Genomic DNA, 19,714 nt, shown 5'->3' on the forward strand with positions numbered 1-19,714 from the left:
ACCCGGCGTGACGCACCCGGCGACCACCTCAGACTCATGCACTCGTCTCCGGATCGGTTGGTGCGGCGTCGGAATCGCTCACGTCGCTCTTTTGTCGACGATCGGCGATGAACTGCCATGCGCCGTAGACGAACAGCGCGCCCGCGGCCGCGAAGATCAGCACCGTGCGGCGCTGGCCGGTAAACCAGTTGTTGACCCAACCGATGAAGGGCACCGAGTACCAGAGGGTGCCCCGCACCTGCACGGGCCGGACGGGCTCGGCATCGGCGATTCCGTTGTTGTCACCCTGGGTTACGAATCGGAGCTCGCGCTGCGGGTTCTCGGTCACCTCGATGACCCGATGCGTGATGACTTCCGGTGAACCCGAACGAATCTGATAGGTGACGACATCACCGACGCCGATCTCATCCGCAGGCCGCGGTTTCACGACGATGAGCGTGCCCGGCGGATAGTCCGGCTTCATCGAACCGGTGAGAACCGTATAGGGCTGTGCGCCGGCGATCTTCGGGATCAGGATCGTCGCACACAGGATCGCGACGGCCCCGATGAGCAGCAGCCAGGTGATGCCTTGCCACAAAAAGTGGAGGGCGCCATGCTTGGTGTCAGTGCCGTCTGCGCTATCTCTATCGGGCGACTTGGTATGAGCCGAATCAGTCAGCGGCGGGGCAGCTTTCACAAACTCGATAGTTCGATGTTCGTCGACCGTCGTGCCCGGCACGTGCGTGTACTCGTTCATGGTCGGTCCTGGTCCGCCTTGAAATTGAAGGTGATGGTGAAGGTGGCCGGTTGTTGCCCGCTCACCGAGACCAGTTCAGCGCGAATGCACCACATGGTCGAGGCGCCCACCGCGAGGGGAAACACCGGGCCAACGATGCCAGTGGGTTCGTCGATGGCGGTAGTAGTTGCGGAGAATGCGCCGCCCAGCGGGACTTCGATACCGGGACATGTCGATGTCTGACTACCGGACAACTTGATCGAGACTGACGCACCGGGGGTCGAGACCACTGGTCCGGCGGAGGCCAGATGGAACAAAAGCGGTGTAGAGCCGGTGTTGGCGATCGTCAGGACTGCCTGCGACGACTGGCCGGGAAGCATGTTGGTCCCGTTCAGTGCAGGGAAAGTGAAAGACGAACCACCACCGGAACCCGGTGCGAGACCGATCGTTCCGGTGGTGATGTTGGACGTGGGGCCATCCGCCTGCGCGGTCCACAGCGCCAGAGTGGTCTGTACCGATCCGAAGAGCAGCACGACCACCCCGATCGCGAGGGCCGCGAAGAAGACGCCCCGCCGCTTCAGGGCCGCGGGCACGAGTAGACCAGCGCTACGACGGACGGACCTGATTCAGCATGATCTGCATGCCACTGACATTGATCTGACCGTTGGTGAAATCGGTACCTGTTGTTGCAGGGTCGAAGGCCACTGTGACTTTGACAGGCAACACCTGGCCACCGGACACGACAATCGGCGCATTGGTGTAGGCGGCATTGTCAACTTCGGTTTCGATGTCGACCCGACTTGTGGGAGGCAACGTCGAGTCTGTCCCGAGGTCGGTCACCGAGAGTTGAGCACGCATATTCTTACCCGTGGCAGTGACAGTACAAGTGACGTTGTACTCCCAAATGTCGCCGGGGACCATGAGCGTGGTGCCTGGTGTCACAGCGGTGACTGGAACGTCTCCCGAGACGTCCGTCCACGCCCCGTTCGGGCATGCGAGTCCGAAGGCTCCCGCAGTTATATCCGCGCCCGCAACGTCCTCCGCATCACTCCACAGCGCATACGACCCCATGCCTCCGAGGAGCAGGATTGCGCCCGCGCCGACGGCAATGGCGCCCTTGGTTTTCCGATTCATGAACGTGCCCCTTTCAGGGAAAGCTGCGCCCCAGAGATGTTTGCTGTGGGCAATGCGCGTCACGTTAGCGAACCGGAACAGGGTCCGCTTTCGAAACGGATGTTATTGGTGATGCTAGAGACTAATTCGTTATGGAAAGTACAAATCAGGGCTCGACGGGTTTTCCGGGGTCGCGTTCCGGAAGTGGCCGCATGGGGATTTCCGGACGTCCGACGGGGTGACGCACCCGGCGCTTGGCGGCCAGGTGTACCGCCGCGGTGCGTTCGGCCACCTCGGCCCAGGAGAACTCGGCGGTCAGTCGGGCCCGTGCGCGGACAGCTCGTTGGGCTGCTGCGCCGGGGTCGGAGAGCGTCGCTCGTACTGCAGCGGCGAGCCCGGCGACGTCGGCCGGTTCGAAGGTGAGTCCGGTGTCGGGTTCCTGAACGGCCTCGCCCAGACCGCCCGCGGTCGAGACGATGAGCGGGATGCCGGTGGCCGCCGCCTCGAGGGCGACGATGCCGAACGGCTCGTAGCGGCTCGGCAGCACGATGGCGTCGCAACGGTGCATGAGGGTCACCAGCTGGTCGTGGTCGACGGCGCCGATGAACCGCACCGCCTTGCTCACCCGATGTTTGCGGGCCTGCTCCATCAGCCACTCGCGCTGGGTGCCGTCACCCGCGATGGTCAGGGTGGTCCCCGGGTGGCTGCGTCGGATACGGGGGAGTGCTGCCAGCAGGTCCTGCACACCCTTCTCGTATTCGAGGCGGCCGGCGAACAACAGTTCCGCCGGACCGCTGGTCCGCGCGCGGGCCGCGAACGGCCATGTGCGGATGTCGATTCCGTTGTGGATCACGGAGATGTCGGCGGCGTCGTAACCGAAGAGTCGGTTCACCTCGTCGCGCATGGACGCCGAACACGTGATGAGTGCGTCGGATTCGGCGACGAGCCACCACTCGACCGAATGCACCTGACGGTTGGTGCGGCCGCTGACCCAGCCGCTGTGCCGGCCGGCCTCGGTGGCGTGGATGGTGGAAACAAGTGGCACATCGAAGAATTCGGCCAGCGCGATCGCCGGGTGGGCGACCAGCCAGTCGTGCGCGTGCACGACATCCGGAATCCATCGAGTGGAAGAATCTGCGAAAGCCCGCTCGCCGGCGAGGATCTTGAGCCCGGCACGGATGAAGGAATGGCCCATCGCCAGAGTCCAGGCCATCATGTCCTGACCGAAATCGAACTCCGGCGGATCCTCGGCGACCGCGATCACGCGCACACCTTCGACGACGGTGTCGGTCGTCGGATGCGTGAGTGCATCGGTACCGGACGGGCGGCGGGTCAGGACCACGACATCATTTCCGGCGGCGGCCATCTCGGTGGCGAGGTGATGCACATGCCGACCCAGTCCGCCGACGACGACGGGTGGGTACTCCCACGACACGAACAAGATCTTCATGAGATGCTCCCCTCGGCATCTGCGGTCAGGATCGCGTGCAGACGGCGCGCATCGAGCGCGGGGAAGAGATTGTCGGCCCGCGCCCAATTCTGCGCGAGCGTCGCCGCCGCGTCGTCGCGACCGCGGAGTGCGGCGTCGCTGATCTCCCGCGTGGCGTGCGCATGCGTGTGCGCCCGGGACACAGCGTACTGCGCGGCGGTGTCCTTCGACACCATGAACGGCCAGTCCGACGACACCGTGAGCAGGGCTTCCCGAACGATCTGGTCGGCGACGCGGCTGCGTTCACCGCCTCCGGCGAGGAGTTTGGCCACGGCGTCGAGAGCCGTCTCGGTCACCTCCTCATTGAGGGTGACGAGATGCTGCACCTGCGGACCGTTCCACACACGCCAGTCCTTACCCGATCCCCACGACGACGCGGGAAGATCGACCGGGTCTCCGACGAGACCGGATCGCGTTGCGCCGGCGAGGGTTCCGACCTTCACCCCGACCTCGGGCAGGCGACGCAGGACGCGTCCGAGCCAGATCGGACCCTCATGCCACCAGTGCCCGAACAGTTCGGTGTCGAAGGCGGCGACCACCAGCGCGTCGCGGCCGATGCGCTCCGACTCCGCGATGAGGCGCTCGCGGACGTGCCCGACGAAATCCTCGACGTGGCGGTCGATCACGGCGTCGACGCGGGCCGGGTCGTAGGGCTTCTTCTCCTCGCCCGGCACCGAGCGCCCAGTGACGCGGAACCGCTTGAGTCCCGACTCGTGATCGTAGGTGTGGAAGTCGCGGTAGGCGGCGTGGCCGGGGTATCCCGACTTCGGCGACCACACGCGGTAACTCACGGTGAGGTCACGTCCGTAGGCGATGACACCGCTGTCGCCGACCGGGCGACCGAGAGCGGTGTCGCCGTGCAGCGTCGGACCGTCGACCATGAAGTGCCCGACGCCGGCGCGGGCGTACTCCGCTTCCATCCCCGGCGCGAAGGCGCATTCGGGTGCCCAGATGCCGGCCGGGTCGAAACCCCAGCGCGCGTGCGCGTCGTGGAGGCCCTCACGAAGGAAGAAGGTGCGCAGCCGCGGCTCGAGCAGCGGTGCGAACGGATGCGCGAGGGGTCCACCGAGGATCTCGGCTACCCCGCTCGAGGCGACGCGGCGGATCAGCGGTGAGGCACCGTGCCGCCACTTCGTCTCGAAGGTCTCCAGTGCCCGCTGGGCGTCGAGGAATTCACGACGGCCCGCGTCGGCGCGGTCGGGGTCATTCGACGTCGCGGCCTCGGTCGCCCGCAGCTGCCAGTCGGCCAGCCACTCGTACATCGACGACGCACAGTGCGGGTCGTCGAGCTGCGCGGCCAGGACCGGGGTGATCCCGAGGGTCAACTGGTCGATGAAGCCGTCGTCGGCGAGACGTTCGAGAACGTCGAACAGCGGGATGTACGACGACGCCCACGACTGATAGAGCCATTCCTCGCCGACCGGCCAGCGGCCGTGGTTGGCCAGCCAGGGCAGGTGGGAGTGCAGGACGAAAGTGAACTGTCCCGGAACCTCGGGCGTGCTGATGGTCATTGCTCAGTCCCGGGTCGCCACCGCGAACAGGTCGAGCGAGGCGTCGATGTCGGAGTCGCGCGCGTCGAGCACGGCGAAGTCCTCGGCGGTCACCCCGGCGACATCGTCGACGAGATCGGCCGGCCACGGTTCGCCCGCGAGGGCCCGCTCGATCTGGGCGTCGATCAGCGATCCGCCCCACTTTTCGTCGAGTGCGACCAGGCGCGGTCCGTGGTGCACACCGAGCATCGCCTCGAGGGTGAACCCGCCGTCGACGATCAGTTCGGTGAGTTCGGCGGCGTTGAGCTCACGGGTGTGGAACGGGTTGAGCGGGGTGTCGCGGCCGGGGGAGAAGGTGATCCGGTTGGGCGTGGAGATCAGCAGCTCGCCGCCCGGACGCAGCACGCGCCGGCACTCGGAGATGAAGGCGGCCTGATCCCAGAGGTGCTCGATCACCTGGAAGTTGACCACCAGATCCACCGACGCGTCGGCCAGCGGGAGATCGATCAGGTTGCCCTGGTGCACGATCAGCCCCGGGTAGCGGCGGCGGGTGTGTTCGACCGCCGAGGTGTCGTAGTCGACGCAGACCACCGACGACGCCCCGGCGTCGGCGATCATCGCGGCCCCGTAGCCCTCGCCGGAGCCGGCTTCCAGGACCGCGCGGCCCGCGCAGCGGTCGAGGATGTGCCGGTAGGCGATCTCGTGGCGGCGGAACCAGTAGTTCTCCGCGGGAATCCCCGGGACCGTCCGCTCACCGGTCAGCGCCAGCTGTTGGTCGGCGTCGAGGGACTCCAGACCGGTCATCCCGGCCGCCGGCGGAGAACCGAGGTCTGCGTCAGTCATCTGCAAGAGCGTAGGGCATGGGGTCGCGGCGTCCCGGTTCGTCCCGGCCGCGACGACCGACCGAACGATCGGCCGAGGTCGTCGTCGGTTCCCTGTGCAGGTACGACGCCGGTCCAAAGTGTGAGGTAGTCGATGTTTAGTGAGAACATTGGAGACGCTAAAGTGGTGGAGACCAATGGCCTTACCCGCCGGTAAGTTGCCGAACCCGACGCAGGAGGTCGACGAAGACCAATGACAAACATTGTCGTACTGATCAAGCAGGTTCCCGACACGTGGTCCGAGCGCAAGTTGTCCGACGACGACTACACCCTGGACCGCGAGGCAGCTGACGCGGTTCTGGACGAGATCAACGAGCGCGCCGTCGAGGAAGCGCTGAAGATCAAGGAAGCCGACGGCGGTGAGGTCACCATCCTGACTGCGGGTCCCGACCGCGCCACCGACGCCATCCGCAAGGCCCTGTCGATGGGCGCCGACAAGGCGATCCACATCAAGGACGACGCGCTCCACGGCTCGGACGCGGTCCAGACCGCCTACGTCCTGGCCCGCGCACTGGGCACCGTCGAGGGCGTCGAGCTCGTCATCGCCGGTAACGAGGCCACCGACGGTCGCGTGGGCGCGATCCCGGCCATGATCGCCGAGTACCTCGAGCTCCCGCACCTCACTCACCTGCGCAAGCTGACCCTCGAGGGCGAGACCCTCAAGGGCGAGCGTGAGACCGACGAGGGCATCTTCCACATCGAGGCCCAGCTCCCGGCGATCGTCTCGGTCAACGAGAAGATCAACGAGCCCCGCTTCCCGTCCTTCAAGGGCATCATGGCCGCGAAGAAGAAGGAAGTCACCGTCGTCTCGCTGGCCGAGATCGACGTCGAGCCGACCGATGTGGGCCTGGAGAACGCCGGCAGCGTCGTGAACTCCTCCACCCCGAAGCCGCCGAAGACCGCGGGCGAGCGCGTCACCGACGAAGGCGACGGCGGCACGAAGGTCGCCGAGTACCTGGTCGGCCAGAAGATCATCTGATCTTCCCCACCAGTCCATCCGGCGAACCCCAGACATTCAGGAGAAAACCAACATGGCAGAAGTACTCGTGCTCGTGGAGCAGGACGCCGAAGGCGCCCTGAAGAAGGTCACCAGCGAGCTCATCACCGCCGCCCGCGCTCTCGGTACCCCGTCGGCTGTCGTCGTCGGCAAGCCCGGCTCGGCCGACGCCATCATCGACGGCCTCAAGGAGGCCGGCGCCGAGAAGATCTACGTCGCCGAGTCCGACGACGCGGCCGGCTACCTGATCAACCCGCAGGTCGACGTCCTGTCCTCGATCGCCGAGAGCGCCGCCCCGGCAGCGATCCTGGTCGCGGCCACCGCCGACGGCAAGGAGATCGCCGGCCGTCTCGCCGTGCGTCTCGGCTCGGGCGTGCTCGCCGACGTCGTCGACGTCAAGGAAGGCGGCGTGGGCATCCACTCCATCTTCGGTGGCGCGTTCACCGTCGAGGCCCAGGCCAAGGGCGACACCCCGGTCATCTCGATCCGCCCCGGTGGCGTCGAGGCCGCTCCGCAGGCCGGTGCCGGCGAGCGTGTCGACGTCGAGGTCCCGGCAGCTGCCGAGAACGCCGTCAAGATCACCAAGGTCGAGCCGAACATCGGTGGCGATCGTCCCGAACTCACCGAGGCGTCGATCGTCGTCTCCGGTGGTCGCGGTGTCGGTAGCGCCGAGAAGTTCTCGGTCGTCGAGGAACTCGCCGACGCGCTCGGTGCCGCTGTCGGCGCCTCGCGTGCCGCCGTCGACTCCGGCTACTACCCGGGTCAGTTCCAGGTCGGTCAGACCGGTAAGACCGTGTCGCCGCAGCTCTATGTCGCCCTGGGCATCTCGGGCGCCATCCAGCACCGCGCCGGCATGCAGACCTCGAAGACCATCGTCGCTGTCAACAAGGACGAAGAGGCACCGATCTTCGAGATCGCCGACTACGGCATCGTGGGCGACCTGTTCAACGTCGCCCCGCAGCTGACCGAAGAGGTCAAGAAGCGCAAGTGATCTGGAAGATCACGTAGTTCCCCGGTGGCCCCCGACGTTCGCGTCGGGGGCCACCGTGCGTTCGTGACCTGTTCACCCAGGGCCACCGGTGCGGCTCGTGTTCATCCGGATCGCCCCGACACGTCACGCTGCCGTCTTCGTGACGACGCCGGCGGTGGCTTTCATACGGGGCATGAACGCTCTGCAGTCCATCGCCACCGGTGCGGTAACCGATTCCGCGGTCTCGGCCACCCTGCTGGCAGCCGGGCCGGTCCGGGTGCTGGTGACCGACGACCCCGCCGACATCCTTGCCGCCCAACGACTTCGCTACCGGGTATTCGCCGACGAGCCCGGCTTCTCCGATCGAATCGGTGATCCGGCCACCGGCCGCGACGCCGACAGGTTCGACGAATTCTGTGAACACCTCGTCGTGCGGCACGACGACCACGGTGTCATCGGGTGCGCACGACTACTGGCACCGCCGCGCGCGATCGCCGCCGGCGGCTGGTACTCGTCCACCGAATTCGACCTGAGTCGACTGGCCGGCATCTTCTCGGAGACAGTCGAATTGGGTCGCGCCTGCGTGCACGCGGAGCACCGCGACGGATCGGTGACCGCGCTCATGTGGGCAGCTCTGCTCCAGTACATGGATCTGGCGGGTTACCGGTATCTGATGGGTTGCGTGTCGGTGCCGCTGCGCAGTCCGGGGGAGTGGATGCCCGGAGCCGTGCTGCGAGCCGTCCGTGATCGCCTGCACGAGGACTACTCCGATCCGATCCGACAAGTCGCCCCGCTGACTCCCGCACGCATCGGTGGGCGTCTCCTCGGTGACATCACGCCCGCGGACGTCATCGGCATGCCGCCCCTGATGCGCGGATACCTGAGGATGGGCGCCCGCATCTGCGGTGAGCCCGCCGTCGACGACGTCTTCGACGCCGCGGACTTCCTCACCCTCCTCGACCGGGAGGGCGCCAACCGGCGCTATCTCGACCGCTTGCGATCGAGCGCCCAGCGTCTCGGCTCGGCGAGGCCCTGACGCGGTGACCACCATGTCGGTGAACCGTCACCCGTGGTTCCCGGTCAGCGACTGCGGGCAGGAGTGTCTCGGCCCGTTCGCCACGAGGCGGATCGTCGATGCGCTGACAGTCGGTGCGCGACTGTGTCGTCTCGCCGCGATCGCCGGCTGGATCGTCGGGACACTCGTCGCCGACAGCGCCACGGCGCGGCTCCGGAGGAGGCCCCGACGAGCACTGCGCGCACGGGCCGCACGTCCGCTGCTCGCCGCGCTCGGCATCAGGGTCGTCGTCGACGACCGGCGCAGCGATCCGCACGCGAACGGGCTCATCGTCGCCAACCACATCTCCTTTCTCGACGTCCTCGCGCTGGCGCTCGTCAGCCCGGCACCGGTGGTGGCGAAGTCCGACGTCATCGACATGCCGGTGGTGGCGGGGCTCGCGCGCCGGTTCGGGGTGATCGCCGTCGACCGCGGAACGCTGCGCGGGCTCCCGGCAGCGGTGGGAGCCGTCACCGCGCGACTCGCCGCCGGATCGTCGGTGATCGTTTTCCCGGAGGGGACGACCTTCTGCGGCCGCACCGGCGGGGCGTTCCGGCCGGCCTTCTTCCAGGCGGCGGTCGACGCGGGGGTGTCGGTGTCTCCCGTCCGCCTGCGGTTCGTCGGGCCCGACGGGCGCGCCGCGACGGCCGCGAGTTTCATCGGTGACGACTCGCCGCTGGACACCTTGGGTCGGGTGCTGCGTGCCCGCGGACTCACCGTGGTCGTCCGCCTCGAACGGGCCGAGGTGCCGGGCGCCGACCGTCGCGAGCTGGCCCGGCGCTGCGAGCGTGTGTTGCGCACCGCGGAAAGTGACATCGAACGTTCTCTGATATAGGTTCCTTCGCAAGCGGCCGCGCAGTGGCCGAGGAGATCGCCGTATGTCGAAGGAGTCCGACGATGACGTCCACCCTGACCCGAGAAGCGGCCCGCGCCAAGTTCTTCGAGCTGCGGGAAGCGGAAGGGCTCGTCGACGACGCGGTCCTCGACACCGTCTGGGCAGGACTGGCGACGCTTCGCCCGGAGGAGATGCTCGGAGCCTGGAAGGGCGGCGAGTTCACCACCGGCCACGCCATCAACGGGATGCTGGCGAAGGCCAACTGGTTCGGCAAGACCTTCACCTCGCGCAGCGATGTGCAGCCGCTGGTCTGCCGCGACGAGAACGGCAAGCTGTTCTCGAACGTCAAACTCGGCAAGGGTGAGGCGAGCCTGTGGGCGGTCGAGTTCCGCGGGGAGATCACCGCGTCGATGGTCTACGACGGTCAGCCGGTCATCGATCACTTCAAGCGCGTCGACGACACGACTGTCATGGGCATCATGAACGGCAAGGGCGGCGTGATCGACGGACGACACCTGTACTTCTATCTCGAACGCGTCTGAGACGTCCGAGAAGGCGACCGCAGGGTCGGGCGCGTGGTGACCAGCGTGGGACGCACAGCGCTCGCAGGTCGCGGAATTTGTCGGCGTCGGTCGCGCGTTTATCCTTGCTAGCGATGCCCCTGCCAACCCGAGTGCCGCCGCGCACGTCCGTCTACCTCGACCACGCCGCTTCGACGCAGATGCTGCCCGAAGCCGTCGAGGCGATGACCGCTGTCTTCGGCGCCCCGGGCAACGCCTCGTCGCTGCATGGTTCCGGGCGGACCGCCCGACGCCGCCTCGAGGAGGCGCGCGAGGCGATCGCCGCGGCCGTCGGTGCCCGGCCGTCGGAGGTCATCTTCACCGGCGGAGGCACCGAGTCGGACAACCTCGCGATCAAGGGCATCTACTGGGCCCGTCGCCGCGCCGACGACCAGCGTCGCCGCATCATCGTGTCGGCGGTCGAGCACCACGCGGTCCTCGACCCCGCGCAGTGGCTCGCGGCCGACGCCGGTGCCGAACTCGTGGTCCTGCCGGTCGACGCAGACGGCGTCGTCTCACCCGCTGACCTGCGCGCCGAACTCGAGGCGCACGCCGACCAGACGGCCCTCATCTCGGTCATGTGGGCCAACAACGAGGTGGGTTCCATCCAGCCCATCGCCGAGATCGCCGCGCTCGGAGCCGAGTTCGGCGTCCCGGTGCACTCTGATGCCATCCAGGCCGTCGGCCACCTGCCGGTCGACTTCGCCGCCAGCGGACTGTCCGCGCTGAGCCTCGCCGCCCACAAGTTCGGCGGTCCGCAGGGCGTCGGCGCACTGCTGCTCGGCCGCGAGGTCGCCTGCGTCCCGCTGCAGCACGGCGGCGGTCACGAGCGTGACGTGCGGTCGGGGACCCAGGACGTCGCCGGCGCCGCCGGGATGGCTGCCGCGCTGACCTGGTGCGTCGAGCACATGGAGGAGAACACCGCTCGCGTGCGCGGCCTCGCGTCACGACTCTCCGAGATCCTGCTCGGTGTCGAGGGTGCGGTGCGCAACGGTGCACCCGCAGACGCCCGGCTCCCCGGAAACGTCCACGTCTCCTTCATCGGTTGTGAGGGCGACTCCCTGCTCATGCTGCTCGACGCCAAGGGCATCGAGTGCTCCACCGGTTCCGCTTGCACGGCGGGTGTCGCGCAGGCCAGCCACGTGCTGCTCGCGATGGGACTCGACATGGCCGACGCCCGGTCGTCGCTGCGGTTCTCGCTCTCCCACACCACCACCGACGCCGACATCGACGCGGTGGCCCAGGTCATCGACGAGGTCGTGGATCGAGCCCGCGCGGCCGGCCTCGTCTCCGCACCCGGCGGGAAGGTTTCCTGATGCGCGTACTCGCAGCGATGAGCGGCGGCGTCGACTCGGCCGTCGCGGCGGCACGTGCCGTCGACGCCGGCCACGAGGTCGTCGGCGTCCACCTCGCCCTCTCCACCGCACCCGGAGCCCTGCGCACCGGATCGCGCGGCTGCTGCTCGCGCGAGGACGCCTCGGACGCCCGACGCGCCGCCGATGTGCTCGGAATCCCGTTCTACGTCTGGGATTTCGCCGATCGATTCAAGGACGACGTCATCGACGAATTCGTCGAGGCCTACGCCGCCGGACGCACCCCCAACCCCTGCCTGACGTGCAACGAGAAGATCAAGTTCGCCGCCCTCGCCGACAAGGCGATCGCCCTCGGCTTCGATGCCCTCGCCACCGGCCACTACGCGCAGCTCGTCGACGGTGAGCTGCGTCGCGCCGTCGACCACGACAAGGACCAGTCCTACGTGCTCGCCGTCCTGACGAGCGAGCAGCTGTCCCGTGCGCTGTTCCCGGTCGGGGACACCCCGAAAGCCGAGATCCGGGCCGAGGCCGCTCGACGCGGTCTCGCGGTGGCAGACAAGCCCGACTCCCACGACATCTGCTTCATCCCCAGCGGTGACACCCGCGCCTTCCTCGGCGCCAAGATCGGTATCCGCCCGGGCGCGGTCGTCGACGCCTCCTCTGGCGAGCGCCTCGCCGACCACGAGGGTGTGCACGGCTTCACCATCGGTCAGCGCAAGGGTCTCGGCATCGACGCCCCCGCCGCCGACGGCAAGCCCCGCTACGTCACCGAGATCGACCCGGAGTCGGGCACGGTCACCGTCGGTACCGCCGAGGACCTGCAGGTCTGGGGCATCACCGCGACCCGTGCGGTGTGGACGTCGGGCATCACCCCCGACGAGCCGTTCGAGGCCGTGGTCCAGGTGCGTGCGCACGGCGGACTCGCACCCGTCACCGCGACCCCCACCACGATCGACGGCGAGGCCGCGATCGACATCGTCCTGCACGAACCGCTGACCGGTGTCGCACGCGGCCAGGCCGCCGTGCTGTATCTGCCGGACGCCGAGCGCGGCGATCAGGTCGTCGGGTGCGGGCGCATCGCGTCCACCTCGTCGCAGCCGACCGCAGTCGCGACCCGGTGACCACACCCGGTCTGCCCACCGGTGTCGGAACCGGCGTGGGCTCGATGCCCGGCACCGACCCGCGTGCGGCGGCCGCCGTGGTCAACGGTGAGCTCGATTTCGCACACCTCGTCGAACTCCCGGGTCGCGGACCCGGCTCCGACATGATCGGGCGGATGGCCGCGCTCCTCGTCGACCTCCCGATGGACACCGCCACGTGGGGATACCGGCTGGCGCAGCGAGAATCGCAGCTCACCCGCCGCGCCCGCGACTTCCTCAAAGAAGATCTCGACGTCGTCGAAGAGCTCTGGGAGACAGCAGGATTCGTCGGTACCGGCCGACCGTTCAAGGTCCAGGTCGCCGGTCCGTTCACCACCTCGGCATCGGTGGAACTGCCCAACGGCCACCGCGTGCTGAAGGATCCGGGCGCGGTCCGCGACGTCGTCGCGTCGACCGCAGAGGGGCTCCGCGAACACGTCGCCGAGATCACCCGGCGACTCGGGGCACAGGTCGTCGTGCAGATCGACGAGCCGATGATCGGGCGGGTCATCGACGGAACCGTCAAGCCCCTCACACGGTTCGACCCGATCCGCGCGGTCCCGGCAGTCGAAGCGGCCCGGGCCCTCACCGAACTGATCGAACACGTCGACGCACCGGTGATCCTGCACGACTGCAACCGGCCCCGCTGGGACCTACTCGAACACCTTCGCGGCGTGGCGTACTCGATCGACGTCACCGCCCCCACCGACGCCGACCTCGACGGCATCGGGATGCTCATCGACCGCGGTGACACCCTCGTCGCCGGCCGCATCCCGTCCACCGCGCCGAAGCGGCCGGTGAACGCCGACACCGTCGCGACCGACCTCGCCGCCATCACCGACCGCATCGGCCTCAACCGAAAAGTGTTGTGCGAGAACGTCGTCGTCACACCGACCTGCGGTCTCGCCGGGGCGTCGGAGAGCTGGGCGAAGAAGGCTCTCGCGATGTCCGCCGAAGCCGGTCAGCTTCTCGGCACCGATCCGACCGCCCTGTGAGGCACTAGAAGCTCTGCGGAGCCCCGCCCGGCGGAACTATTCTGCGAGGGTGCCGCACCCGATCATGTTCGACGACGCCGACCCGAACCTGGGTAGCGTGCGCGAGATCGCGCTCGCGCTGCCCGACGCCACCGAGGTCGTGGCACACGGCCGCCCGACCTTCCGATGCGGCAAGATGTTCGCGAACTACGGCGGGGGCCTGAAGGGCGGCAAGGTCCGGTACGACCAATCGGTCCTGTTCATCCCCGACGAGGCGGACAAGCCCGCGCTCGAAGAGGACCCGCGGTTCTACGTTCCGGCCTACTACGGCCCCTTCGGCTGGCTCGGCCTGATCCTCGACGACGCCACCGACTGGGACGAGGTCGCCGAACTGCTCGACGCCAGCTACCGGCACGTCGCGCCGAAACGGTCGCTGGCGAAACTCGACCCCACCGCTCCCTGATCCGAAAGAGCGCGACGCACCCAGGTCCGCTCCCTGAGGTGTGAGGAGCGATAGCGACGAGCCACGAAGGGCTTGGTGAGTCGCGAAGCCTGTCCGAGCACTCCGATACCCTCGGAACGTGGCAGAAACAACGGAGTCGGAGCGCCCGGCGACCGAGCAGTCGGGACCCGAGGGAGACCTTCGGGAGCAGTGGACCGAACTCGCCGAGGAGATCCGCGAGCATCAGTTCCGCTACTACGTGAAAGATTCGCCGGTCATCACCGACGGCGAGTTCGACGCGCTTCTGCGTCGCCTGCAGGACCTCGAGGAACGTCACCCCGAGCTCGCGACCCCCGATTCGCCGACCAAGCTGGTCGGCGGCGGTTTCTCCACCGCATTCTCCCCGGTCGACCATCTCGAGCGGATGATGTCGCTGGACAACGTCTTCGACTACGACGAGATGACCTCGTGGGTGGAGAGGGTCAACTCCGACGCCGGCGTCGAGGCCGAGTTCCTCTGCGAACTCAAGATCGACGGCGTCGCGCTGGCCCTGGTGTATCGCAACGGTGTCCTGGAACGCGGTGTCACCCGCGGCGACGGGCGCACCGGTGAGGACGTCTCGCTCAACGCCCGCACCATCGAGGACATCCCGCAGCGCCTCACCGCCTCCGACGAGTACCCGATCCCGGATGTCCTCGAGGTGCGCGGGGAGGTCTTCTTCCGGGTCGAGGATTTCGAGGCGCTCAACGCGTCCCTGGTGGCCGACGGCAAGCCCCCCTTCGCCAATCCCCGCAACTCGGCGGCCGGTTCGCTGCGGCAGAAGAATCCGCAGGTCACGGCGCGTCGCAGGCTGCGGATGATCTGTCACGGCATCGGCCACACCGAGGGCTGGCGACCGGCGTCGCTGCACGACGCCTACCTCGCGCTGGGAGCGTGGGGACTGCCGGTGTCGACGCACACCACCAAGGCGTCGGGCGCCGCCGAGATCCTGGACAAGATCTCCTACTGGGGCGAACACCGTCACGACGTCGAGCACGAGATCGACGGCATCGTGGTCAAGGTCGACGACTTCACCCTGCAGCGCCGCCTCGGTTCCACCTCGCGCGCACCGCGCTGGGCGATCGCCTACAAGTACCCGCCGGAAGAGGCCACCACCAAGCTGCGCGACATCCAGGTCGGCGTCGGTCGTACCGGCCGTGTCACGCCTTTCGCGGTTCTCGAACCGGTCCTCGTGGCCGGGTCCACCGTGTCCCGCGCGACCCTCCACAACGGCTCGGAGGTCAAGCGCAAGGGAGTGCTCATCGGAGACACCGTCACCATCCGCAAGGCCGGCGACGTGATCCCCGAGGTGCTCGGCCCGGTCGTCGACCTGCGCGACGGCTCCGAGGTCGAGTTCGAGATGCCCGAACGCTGCCCGGAATGCGGTACACCGCTGCGTCCCGAGAAAGAATCCGACGTCGACGTCCGGTGCCCGAACCAGGAGAGTTGCCCGGCGCAGTTGCGGGAGCGGCTCTTTCATCTCGCCGGCCGCGGTTCCTTCGACATCGAGGCGCTGGGGTACGAGGCCGCGACCGCGCTGCTGTCGGCGAAGGTGATCCGCAACGAGGGTGACCTGTTCTCGATCACCGCCGACGACCTCGCCCGCACGGAGCTGTTCACGACCAAGAACGGCGCTTTGTCGGCGAACGGAAAACGCCTCCTTGCCAACCTCGACAAGGCCAAGGACGTGGCGTTGTGGCGAGTGCTGGTGGGTCTGTCGATCCGCCACGTCGGGCCCACGGCTGCACGTGCACTGGCGACCGAATTCGGTTCGCTGGAGGCCATCGAATCCGCCGACGTCGCACAGTTGGCGAATGTCGAGGGGCTCGGCATGACCCTCGCGCAGTCGATCCACGATTGGTTCACCGTCGACTGGCATCGCGAGATCGTCGAGAAGTGGCGCGCAGCAGGCGTTTCCATGGAGGACGAGCGCGACGACTCTATTGCGCGGACGCTCGAGGGCAAAACCATCGTCGTGACCGGATCGCTGGTGGACTTCTCCCGCGACGGCGCCAAAGAGGCGATCCTGCAGCGCGGTGGCAAGGCGTCGGGTTCGGTGTCGAAGAAAACCGACTACGTGGTCGTCGGCGATTCGCCGGGAAGCAAGGCCGACAAGGCCGAACAGCTCGGCGTCCCGGTCCTCGACGAGGACGCGTTCAAGCGACTGCTGGAGACCGGCAGTCCCGACTAGACGCGCTCCCGGGGAGCGCTCGACGTCTCGCTAGGCGAACCTATTGCCGGCAAACTTCGACGGCGCTCGCCCTTCGGCGGACTGCTGCGCCAAAACTCGTCCCGCTCAGGGGTGTCTGAGGGCAATTTGCCCTCGGAGGCACTTCAGGGGGACGAGATTTTCGGAGCTTGCGGACGTCGCGGAGCTCCACGGGTCACCTATTGCTGATCATCGGCCGTCGAGCCCCGGCCAGCGGTCAACCGTTGAGCGCCTTGTCGAACGCGCGGTATGCCCGCGGGTCGAAGAGTACGAAGCGGATCTCGGTCAGCGCGGTGTCCGCGGACCGGACCGTGTCGACGGCCCGGCGTGCGCCGTCGTCCATGGGCCAGCCGTAGACGCCGGTCGAGATGGCCGGGAAGGCGATCGTCGTCGCACCCAAGTCGTCTGCCACGCGCAGGGATTCGCGATAGCACGAGACCAGGAACTCGGACCGGTCCTCGTCGTAGGAGTGCACGGGCCCTACGGTGTGGATCACCCAGCGCGCGTCCAGGTCACCGGCGGTGGTCGCGACTGCCTCGCCGACGGGGAGTCCGCGTCTGTACTGACCGGCCCGCAGTTCTTTGCATTCGGCGAGGATCGCCGGACCGCCACGACGGTGGATGGCGCCGTCGACCCCGCCTCCGCCGAGGAGCGTCGAATTGGCGGCGTTGACGATGGCGTCGACCGACTGGAGGGTGATGTCTCCCTGCACGAGTGTGATGGAGGTCATCGCTCCATCATCGCGCTATTCGTCGGCGCGCAACACCGTACTGACAATGCCTGCCAAGTAGCCGAGCCGCGCGACCTCAGAGGGGCGGAAGTCGGGTCCGCCGATGCGGCCGAGCAGGACGACCTTCTCGTTGGAGCCGATGGGTGCGGCGGCGAGGCGGGTGTCCATCTCCTGCCAGGCGCCCGGTACCCAGTCGCCCTCGGCGTCGAGCTGCGCCGCGTGTTCCAGCGGAAGCCAATCGGCCCTGGTGAGCGGGGTTTCCGGGGCTCCGGACGACCCGAACAGCTGAAGCACACCGCCGCTGGCCTTGGTGATGACCATGGCCCACGACACCCGCAGCACGCGCGGGGCGTTGTCGACGAGGACCTGGAGACGGTCGTTGCGGGACGCGGTGGCGACCTGGTCGACGAGCTCGAGCTCGCGGTGCGTGTCGAGCACACCGGAGTACGGGCGGATCGAGTCGACTCGAACGCCGTTGACCTTCTCCGCGGCCGTGATCAGGCTGTCGGGCAACGAGCCCGGCGGGACCTCCACGACGAGATCGTCGACGGCGTAACCGTTGCCGCGTTCGACCACTTCGAGAGACAGGATGTCCGCACCGACCGAACCGAGCTGCACGGCGAGCACGCCGAGACTGCCGGGACGGTCCTCGAGGTAGACGCGCAACAGGTAAGACACGTGGGCCATTCTCGCACTCGTGAGGATCGGGCGCGCACCGCCGGGGGAGGGGCGGACCGGGTCGGGGCGTGCAAACGGTGGCTGGGGTGAGTCGGGTCGGCGCGTTCCCATAGGCTGGAGAGGCACATCTGCGTCGCTTCGGCGTCGCGGTGGGCGACATGGCCGTGCAAGTGATGGTGAGAAAGGACGCTGACGGTGGCTGGCGAACCGAAGTCCATATCGCGTGAAGAGGTTGCGCACCTGGCGCGATTGTCGCGACTGGCGCTGAGCGAGGACGAACTCGATGTCTACGCCGAGCAGCTGGACTCCATCCTGACCCACGTCGCGTCCGTGTCGGAGGTGGCCGCCGACGACGTACCCGGCACCGCGCACCCGGCTGAGCTCGCCAACGTGCTGCGCCCCGACGTCGTCGTGCCAGGTCTGACCACCGACGCCGCACTGTCCGGTGCGCCGGCCGTCGAGCAGGACCGTTTCGCCGTTCCGCAGATCCTGGGAGAAGAGCAGTGAGCCCCGCGTCGCACGCCGCAGCGCCTCGTCCCGCCGGTGACCTGACCGGTCTGTCCGCCGCCGAACTCGCCACCAAGATCGCGACCCGCGAGGTCAGCTCGGTGGAGGTCACGCAGGCCCACCTCGATCGCATCGCCGAGGTCGACGGCGAGCTCGGAGCCTTCCTGCACGTCAGCGGCGCCGAGGCGCTCGTCGCCGCCAAGGCCGCCGACGATGCGATCGCCTCGGGCGACACCGTGCCGTCGCTCGCCGGCGTGCCGATCGCGCTCAAGGACGTCTTCACCACCACCGACGCCCCCACCACGTGCGGTTCCAAGATCCTCGAGGGATGGGTTCCGCCTTACGACGCCGCGGTCACCGAGCGTCTCCGTGCTGCGGGCATCCCGATCCTGGGCAAGACCAACATGGACGAGTTCGCCATGGGCAGCTCGACCGAGAACTCTGCTTACCAGCTGACCCGAAACCCGTGGGACCCCACCAAGATCCCCGGCGGCTCGGGTGGCGGTAGCGCCGCGGCACTGGCTGCCTACGAGGCCCCGCTGGCGATCGGCACCGATACCGGTGGCTCGATCCGTCAGCCGGCCGCGGTCACCGCGACCGTCGGCGTCAAGCCCACCTACGGCACCGTCTCGCGCTACGGACTCGTCGCCTGCGCGTCGTCGCTCGACCAGGGCGGCCCGTGTGGCCGTACGGTTCTCGACACCGCGATGCTGCACGAGGTCATCGCCGGGCACGACCCGCGCGACTCGACCTCGATCAACGTCCCGGTGCCCGACGTGGTCGCCGCGGCCCGCGAAGGCGCCGAGCAGGACCTCAAGGGCGTCAAGATCGGTGTCGTCAAAGAGCTGCAGGGCGAGGGCTACCAGTCCGGCGTCCTCGACTCGTTCCACGAGGCCGTCAAGCTCCTGGAGGAGCGCGGCGCCGAGGTCGTCGAGGTCAGCTGCCCGCACTTCACCTACGCGCTCGGCGCGTACTACCTGATCCTCCCGTCGGAGGTGTCGTCGAACCTCGCACGCTTCGACGCCATGCGGTACGGCCTGCGCGTCGGCGACGACGGTTCGCACTCGGCCGACGAGGTCATGGCACTGAGCCGCGAAGCCGGCTTCGGGCCAGAGGTCAAGCGCCGCATCATGATCGGCACCTACGCGCTGTCGTCGGGCTACTACGACGCCTACTACGGCCAGGCGCAGAAGGTGCGCACCCTGATCTCGCGCGACTTCACCACCGCCTTCGAGAAGGTCGACGTGCTGATCTCGCCGACCACGCCGACCACCGCGTTCCCGATCGGGGAGAAGGTCGACGACCCGCTGGCGATGTATCTCTTCGACCTCTGCACCCTGCCGGTGAACCTCGCCGGCATCGGGTCGATGTCGGTGCCGTCTGGTCTGTCCAAGGACGACGGCATGCCCGTCGGCCTGCAGATCATGGCGCCCGCGCTCGCCGACGACCGGCTCTACCGGGTCGGCGCGTCGTACGAGGCGGCCCGCGGCGCGATCATCTGACGCCACTGCAAACCCACCCGTTCTCGGCGAACCCACCACCGCTTCAGGTGGTGGGTTCGCCCATTTGTGGTGGGTTT

General features: G+C 68.0%; 20 protein-coding genes. 12 read left to right on the plus strand and 8 right to left on the minus strand.

Features of this window, described 5'->3' with window-relative positions; genetic code table 11:
- Positions 1-34 precede the first annotated feature (34 nt).
- The 6 genes from GONAM_RS04905 to GONAM_RS04930 form a co-directional block, all read right to left on the minus strand.
- Entirely contained in the window at positions 35-736 is a 702-nt protein-coding gene (locus GONAM_RS04905; protein ID WP_006865675.1) for a signal peptidase I, read from the minus strand.
- Positions 733-1,308: a hypothetical protein gene (locus tag GONAM_RS04910; RefSeq protein WP_006865676.1), complete on the minus strand. Its 576-nt coding sequence runs from the start codon at positions 1,306-1,308 to the stop codon at positions 733-735. Before GONAM_RS04910 ends, GONAM_RS04905 begins: the two co-directional genes overlap by 4 nt.
- 13 nt (positions 1,309-1,321) lie before the next feature.
- Positions 1,322-1,912 (minus strand): alternate-type signal peptide domain-containing protein, encoded by a 591-nt coding sequence (locus GONAM_RS04915; protein WP_245548572.1) that lies wholly within the window; start codon positions 1,910-1,912, stop codon positions 1,322-1,324.
- Between the two features lie 82 nt (positions 1,913-1,994).
- Positions 1,995-3,278 (minus strand): glycosyltransferase family 4 protein, encoded by a 1,284-nt coding sequence (locus GONAM_RS04920; protein WP_006865678.1) that lies wholly within the window; start codon positions 3,276-3,278, stop codon positions 1,995-1,997.
- Positions 3,275-4,828, minus strand: a complete 1,554-nt coding sequence (locus GONAM_RS04925; RefSeq protein WP_006865679.1) for a 1,4-alpha-glucan branching protein domain-containing protein — start codon at positions 4,826-4,828, stop codon at positions 3,275-3,277. The genes GONAM_RS04920 and GONAM_RS04925 overlap by 4 nt, the downstream gene beginning before the upstream one ends.
- Before the next feature lie 3 nt (positions 4,829-4,831).
- Positions 4,832-5,650, minus strand: coding sequence for a class I SAM-dependent methyltransferase (locus tag GONAM_RS04930; RefSeq protein WP_040535427.1), 819 nt, complete (start codon positions 5,648-5,650; stop codon positions 4,832-4,834).
- 231 nt (positions 5,651-5,881) lie between these two features.
- Between GONAM_RS04930 and GONAM_RS04935 the strand changes: the two genes are divergently transcribed.
- From GONAM_RS04935 to ligA, 10 genes are all read left to right on the plus strand, one after another.
- Positions 5,882-6,667 carry an electron transfer flavoprotein subunit beta/FixA family protein gene (locus GONAM_RS04935; protein ID WP_006865681.1) on the plus strand — a complete coding sequence of 262 codons (786 nt, stop codon included), beginning with the start codon at positions 5,882-5,884 and terminating at the stop codon, positions 6,665-6,667.
- A gap of 52 nt (positions 6,668-6,719) precedes the next feature.
- Entirely contained in the window at positions 6,720-7,676 is a 957-nt protein-coding gene (locus GONAM_RS04940; RefSeq protein ID WP_006865682.1) for an electron transfer flavoprotein subunit alpha/FixB family protein, read from the plus strand.
- A gap of 88 nt (positions 7,677-7,764) precedes the next feature.
- On the plus strand, positions 7,765-8,691 hold the full coding sequence (locus GONAM_RS04945; RefSeq protein WP_006865683.1) for a GNAT family N-acetyltransferase: 927 nt from the start codon (positions 7,765-7,767) through the stop codon (positions 8,689-8,691).
- 13 nt (positions 8,692-8,704) lie between these two features.
- Positions 8,705-9,544, plus strand: coding sequence for a lysophospholipid acyltransferase family protein (locus GONAM_RS04950; protein ID WP_006865684.1), 840 nt, complete (start codon positions 8,705-8,707; stop codon positions 9,542-9,544).
- 62 nt (positions 9,545-9,606) lie between these two features.
- The gene (locus GONAM_RS04955; protein WP_006359407.1) at positions 9,607-10,086 is read left to right on the plus strand and encodes a DUF4334 domain-containing protein; all 480 of its coding nucleotides are present in this window, start codon (positions 9,607-9,609) and stop codon (positions 10,084-10,086) included.
- Between the two features lie 113 nt (positions 10,087-10,199).
- Positions 10,200-11,420, plus strand: a complete 1,221-nt coding sequence (locus tag GONAM_RS04960) for a cysteine desulfurase family protein (RefSeq protein WP_051992484.1) — start codon at positions 10,200-10,202, stop codon at positions 11,418-11,420.
- On the plus strand, positions 11,420-12,538 hold the full coding sequence (gene mnmA, locus GONAM_RS04965) for a tRNA 2-thiouridine(34) synthase MnmA (RefSeq protein WP_006865686.1): 1,119 nt from the start codon (positions 11,420-11,422) through the stop codon (positions 12,536-12,538). Before GONAM_RS04960 ends, mnmA begins: the two co-directional genes overlap by 1 nt.
- The gene (locus GONAM_RS04970) at positions 12,535-13,551 is read left to right on the plus strand and encodes a uroporphyrinogen decarboxylase/cobalamine-independent methonine synthase family protein (protein WP_040535484.1); all 1,017 of its coding nucleotides are present in this window, start codon (positions 12,535-12,537) and stop codon (positions 13,549-13,551) included. Before mnmA ends, GONAM_RS04970 begins: the two co-directional genes overlap by 4 nt.
- 49 nt (positions 13,552-13,600) lie before the next feature.
- A complete protein-coding gene (locus GONAM_RS04975) occupies positions 13,601-13,993 on the plus strand; it encodes an MmcQ/YjbR family DNA-binding protein (RefSeq protein ID WP_006865688.1) in 393 nt (130 codons plus the stop codon).
- 118 nt (positions 13,994-14,111) lie between these two features.
- Positions 14,112-16,202 carry an NAD-dependent DNA ligase LigA gene (ligA, locus tag GONAM_RS04980; RefSeq protein ID WP_006865689.1) on the plus strand — a complete coding sequence of 697 codons (2,091 nt, stop codon included), beginning with the start codon at positions 14,112-14,114 and terminating at the stop codon, positions 16,200-16,202.
- Positions 16,203-16,437: 235 nt separating this feature from the next.
- Here ligA and GONAM_RS04985 read toward each other — a convergent pair whose 3' ends face one another.
- Together GONAM_RS04985 and GONAM_RS04990 are read right to left on the minus strand one after the other, a co-directional pair.
- The gene (locus tag GONAM_RS04985; RefSeq protein ID WP_006865690.1) at positions 16,438-16,950 is read right to left on the minus strand and encodes an O-acetyl-ADP-ribose deacetylase; all 513 of its coding nucleotides are present in this window, start codon (positions 16,948-16,950) and stop codon (positions 16,438-16,440) included.
- A 15-nt stretch (positions 16,951-16,965) separates the two neighbouring features.
- Positions 16,966-17,637 carry an ACT domain-containing protein gene (locus GONAM_RS04990; RefSeq protein WP_006865691.1) on the minus strand — a complete coding sequence of 224 codons (672 nt, stop codon included), beginning with the start codon at positions 17,635-17,637 and terminating at the stop codon, positions 16,966-16,968.
- Between the two features lie 186 nt (positions 17,638-17,823).
- Between GONAM_RS04990 and gatC the strand changes: the two genes are divergently transcribed.
- Positions 17,824-18,135, plus strand: a complete 312-nt coding sequence (gene gatC, locus GONAM_RS04995; protein ID WP_006865692.1) for an Asp-tRNA(Asn)/Glu-tRNA(Gln) amidotransferase subunit GatC — start codon at positions 17,824-17,826, stop codon at positions 18,133-18,135.
- On the plus strand, positions 18,132-19,637 hold the full coding sequence (gatA, locus tag GONAM_RS05000; RefSeq protein ID WP_006865693.1) for an Asp-tRNA(Asn)/Glu-tRNA(Gln) amidotransferase subunit GatA: 1,506 nt from the start codon (positions 18,132-18,134) through the stop codon (positions 19,635-19,637). Before gatC ends, gatA begins: the two co-directional genes overlap by 4 nt.
- The last annotated feature ends 77 nt before the right edge of the window (positions 19,638-19,714 follow it).

The sequence above is a fragment of the Gordonia namibiensis NBRC 108229 genome (assembly GCF_000298235.1).
GTDB lineage: Bacteria > Actinomycetota > Actinomycetes > Mycobacteriales > Mycobacteriaceae > Gordonia > Gordonia namibiensis.

Coding starts and splice junctions, on each gene's coding strand:
- GONAM_RS04905 (WP_006865675.1), bottom strand. CDS start 736: ATGAACGAGTACACGCACGTGCCGGGCACGACGGTCGACGAACATCGA.
- GONAM_RS04950 (WP_006865684.1), top strand. CDS start 8,705: ATGTCGGTGAACCGTCACCCGTGGTTCCCGGTCAGCGACTGCGGGCAG.
- GONAM_RS04940 (WP_006865682.1), top strand. CDS start 6,720: ATGGCAGAAGTACTCGTGCTCGTGGAGCAGGACGCCGAAGGCGCCCTG.
- GONAM_RS04955 (WP_006359407.1), top strand. CDS start 9,607: ATGACGTCCACCCTGACCCGAGAAGCGGCCCGCGCCAAGTTCTTCGAG.
- GONAM_RS04985 (WP_006865690.1), bottom strand. CDS start 16,950: ATGACCTCCATCACACTCGTGCAGGGAGACATCACCCTCCAGTCGGTC.
- mnmA (WP_006865686.1), top strand. CDS start 11,420: ATGCGCGTACTCGCAGCGATGAGCGGCGGCGTCGACTCGGCCGTCGCG.
- GONAM_RS04925 (WP_006865679.1), bottom strand. CDS start 4,828: ATGACCATCAGCACGCCCGAGGTTCCGGGACAGTTCACTTTCGTCCTG.
- GONAM_RS04990 (WP_006865691.1), bottom strand. CDS start 17,637: ATGGCCCACGTGTCTTACCTGTTGCGCGTCTACCTCGAGGACCGTCCC.
- GONAM_RS04920 (WP_006865678.1), bottom strand. CDS start 3,278: ATGAAGATCTTGTTCGTGTCGTGGGAGTACCCACCCGTCGTCGTCGGC.
- GONAM_RS04930 (WP_040535427.1), bottom strand. CDS start 5,650: ATGACTGACGCAGACCTCGGTTCTCCGCCGGCGGCCGGGATGACCGGT.
- GONAM_RS04935 (WP_006865681.1), top strand. CDS start 5,882: ATGACAAACATTGTCGTACTGATCAAGCAGGTTCCCGACACGTGGTCC.
- GONAM_RS04960 (WP_051992484.1), top strand. CDS start 10,200: ATGCCCCTGCCAACCCGAGTGCCGCCGCGCACGTCCGTCTACCTCGAC.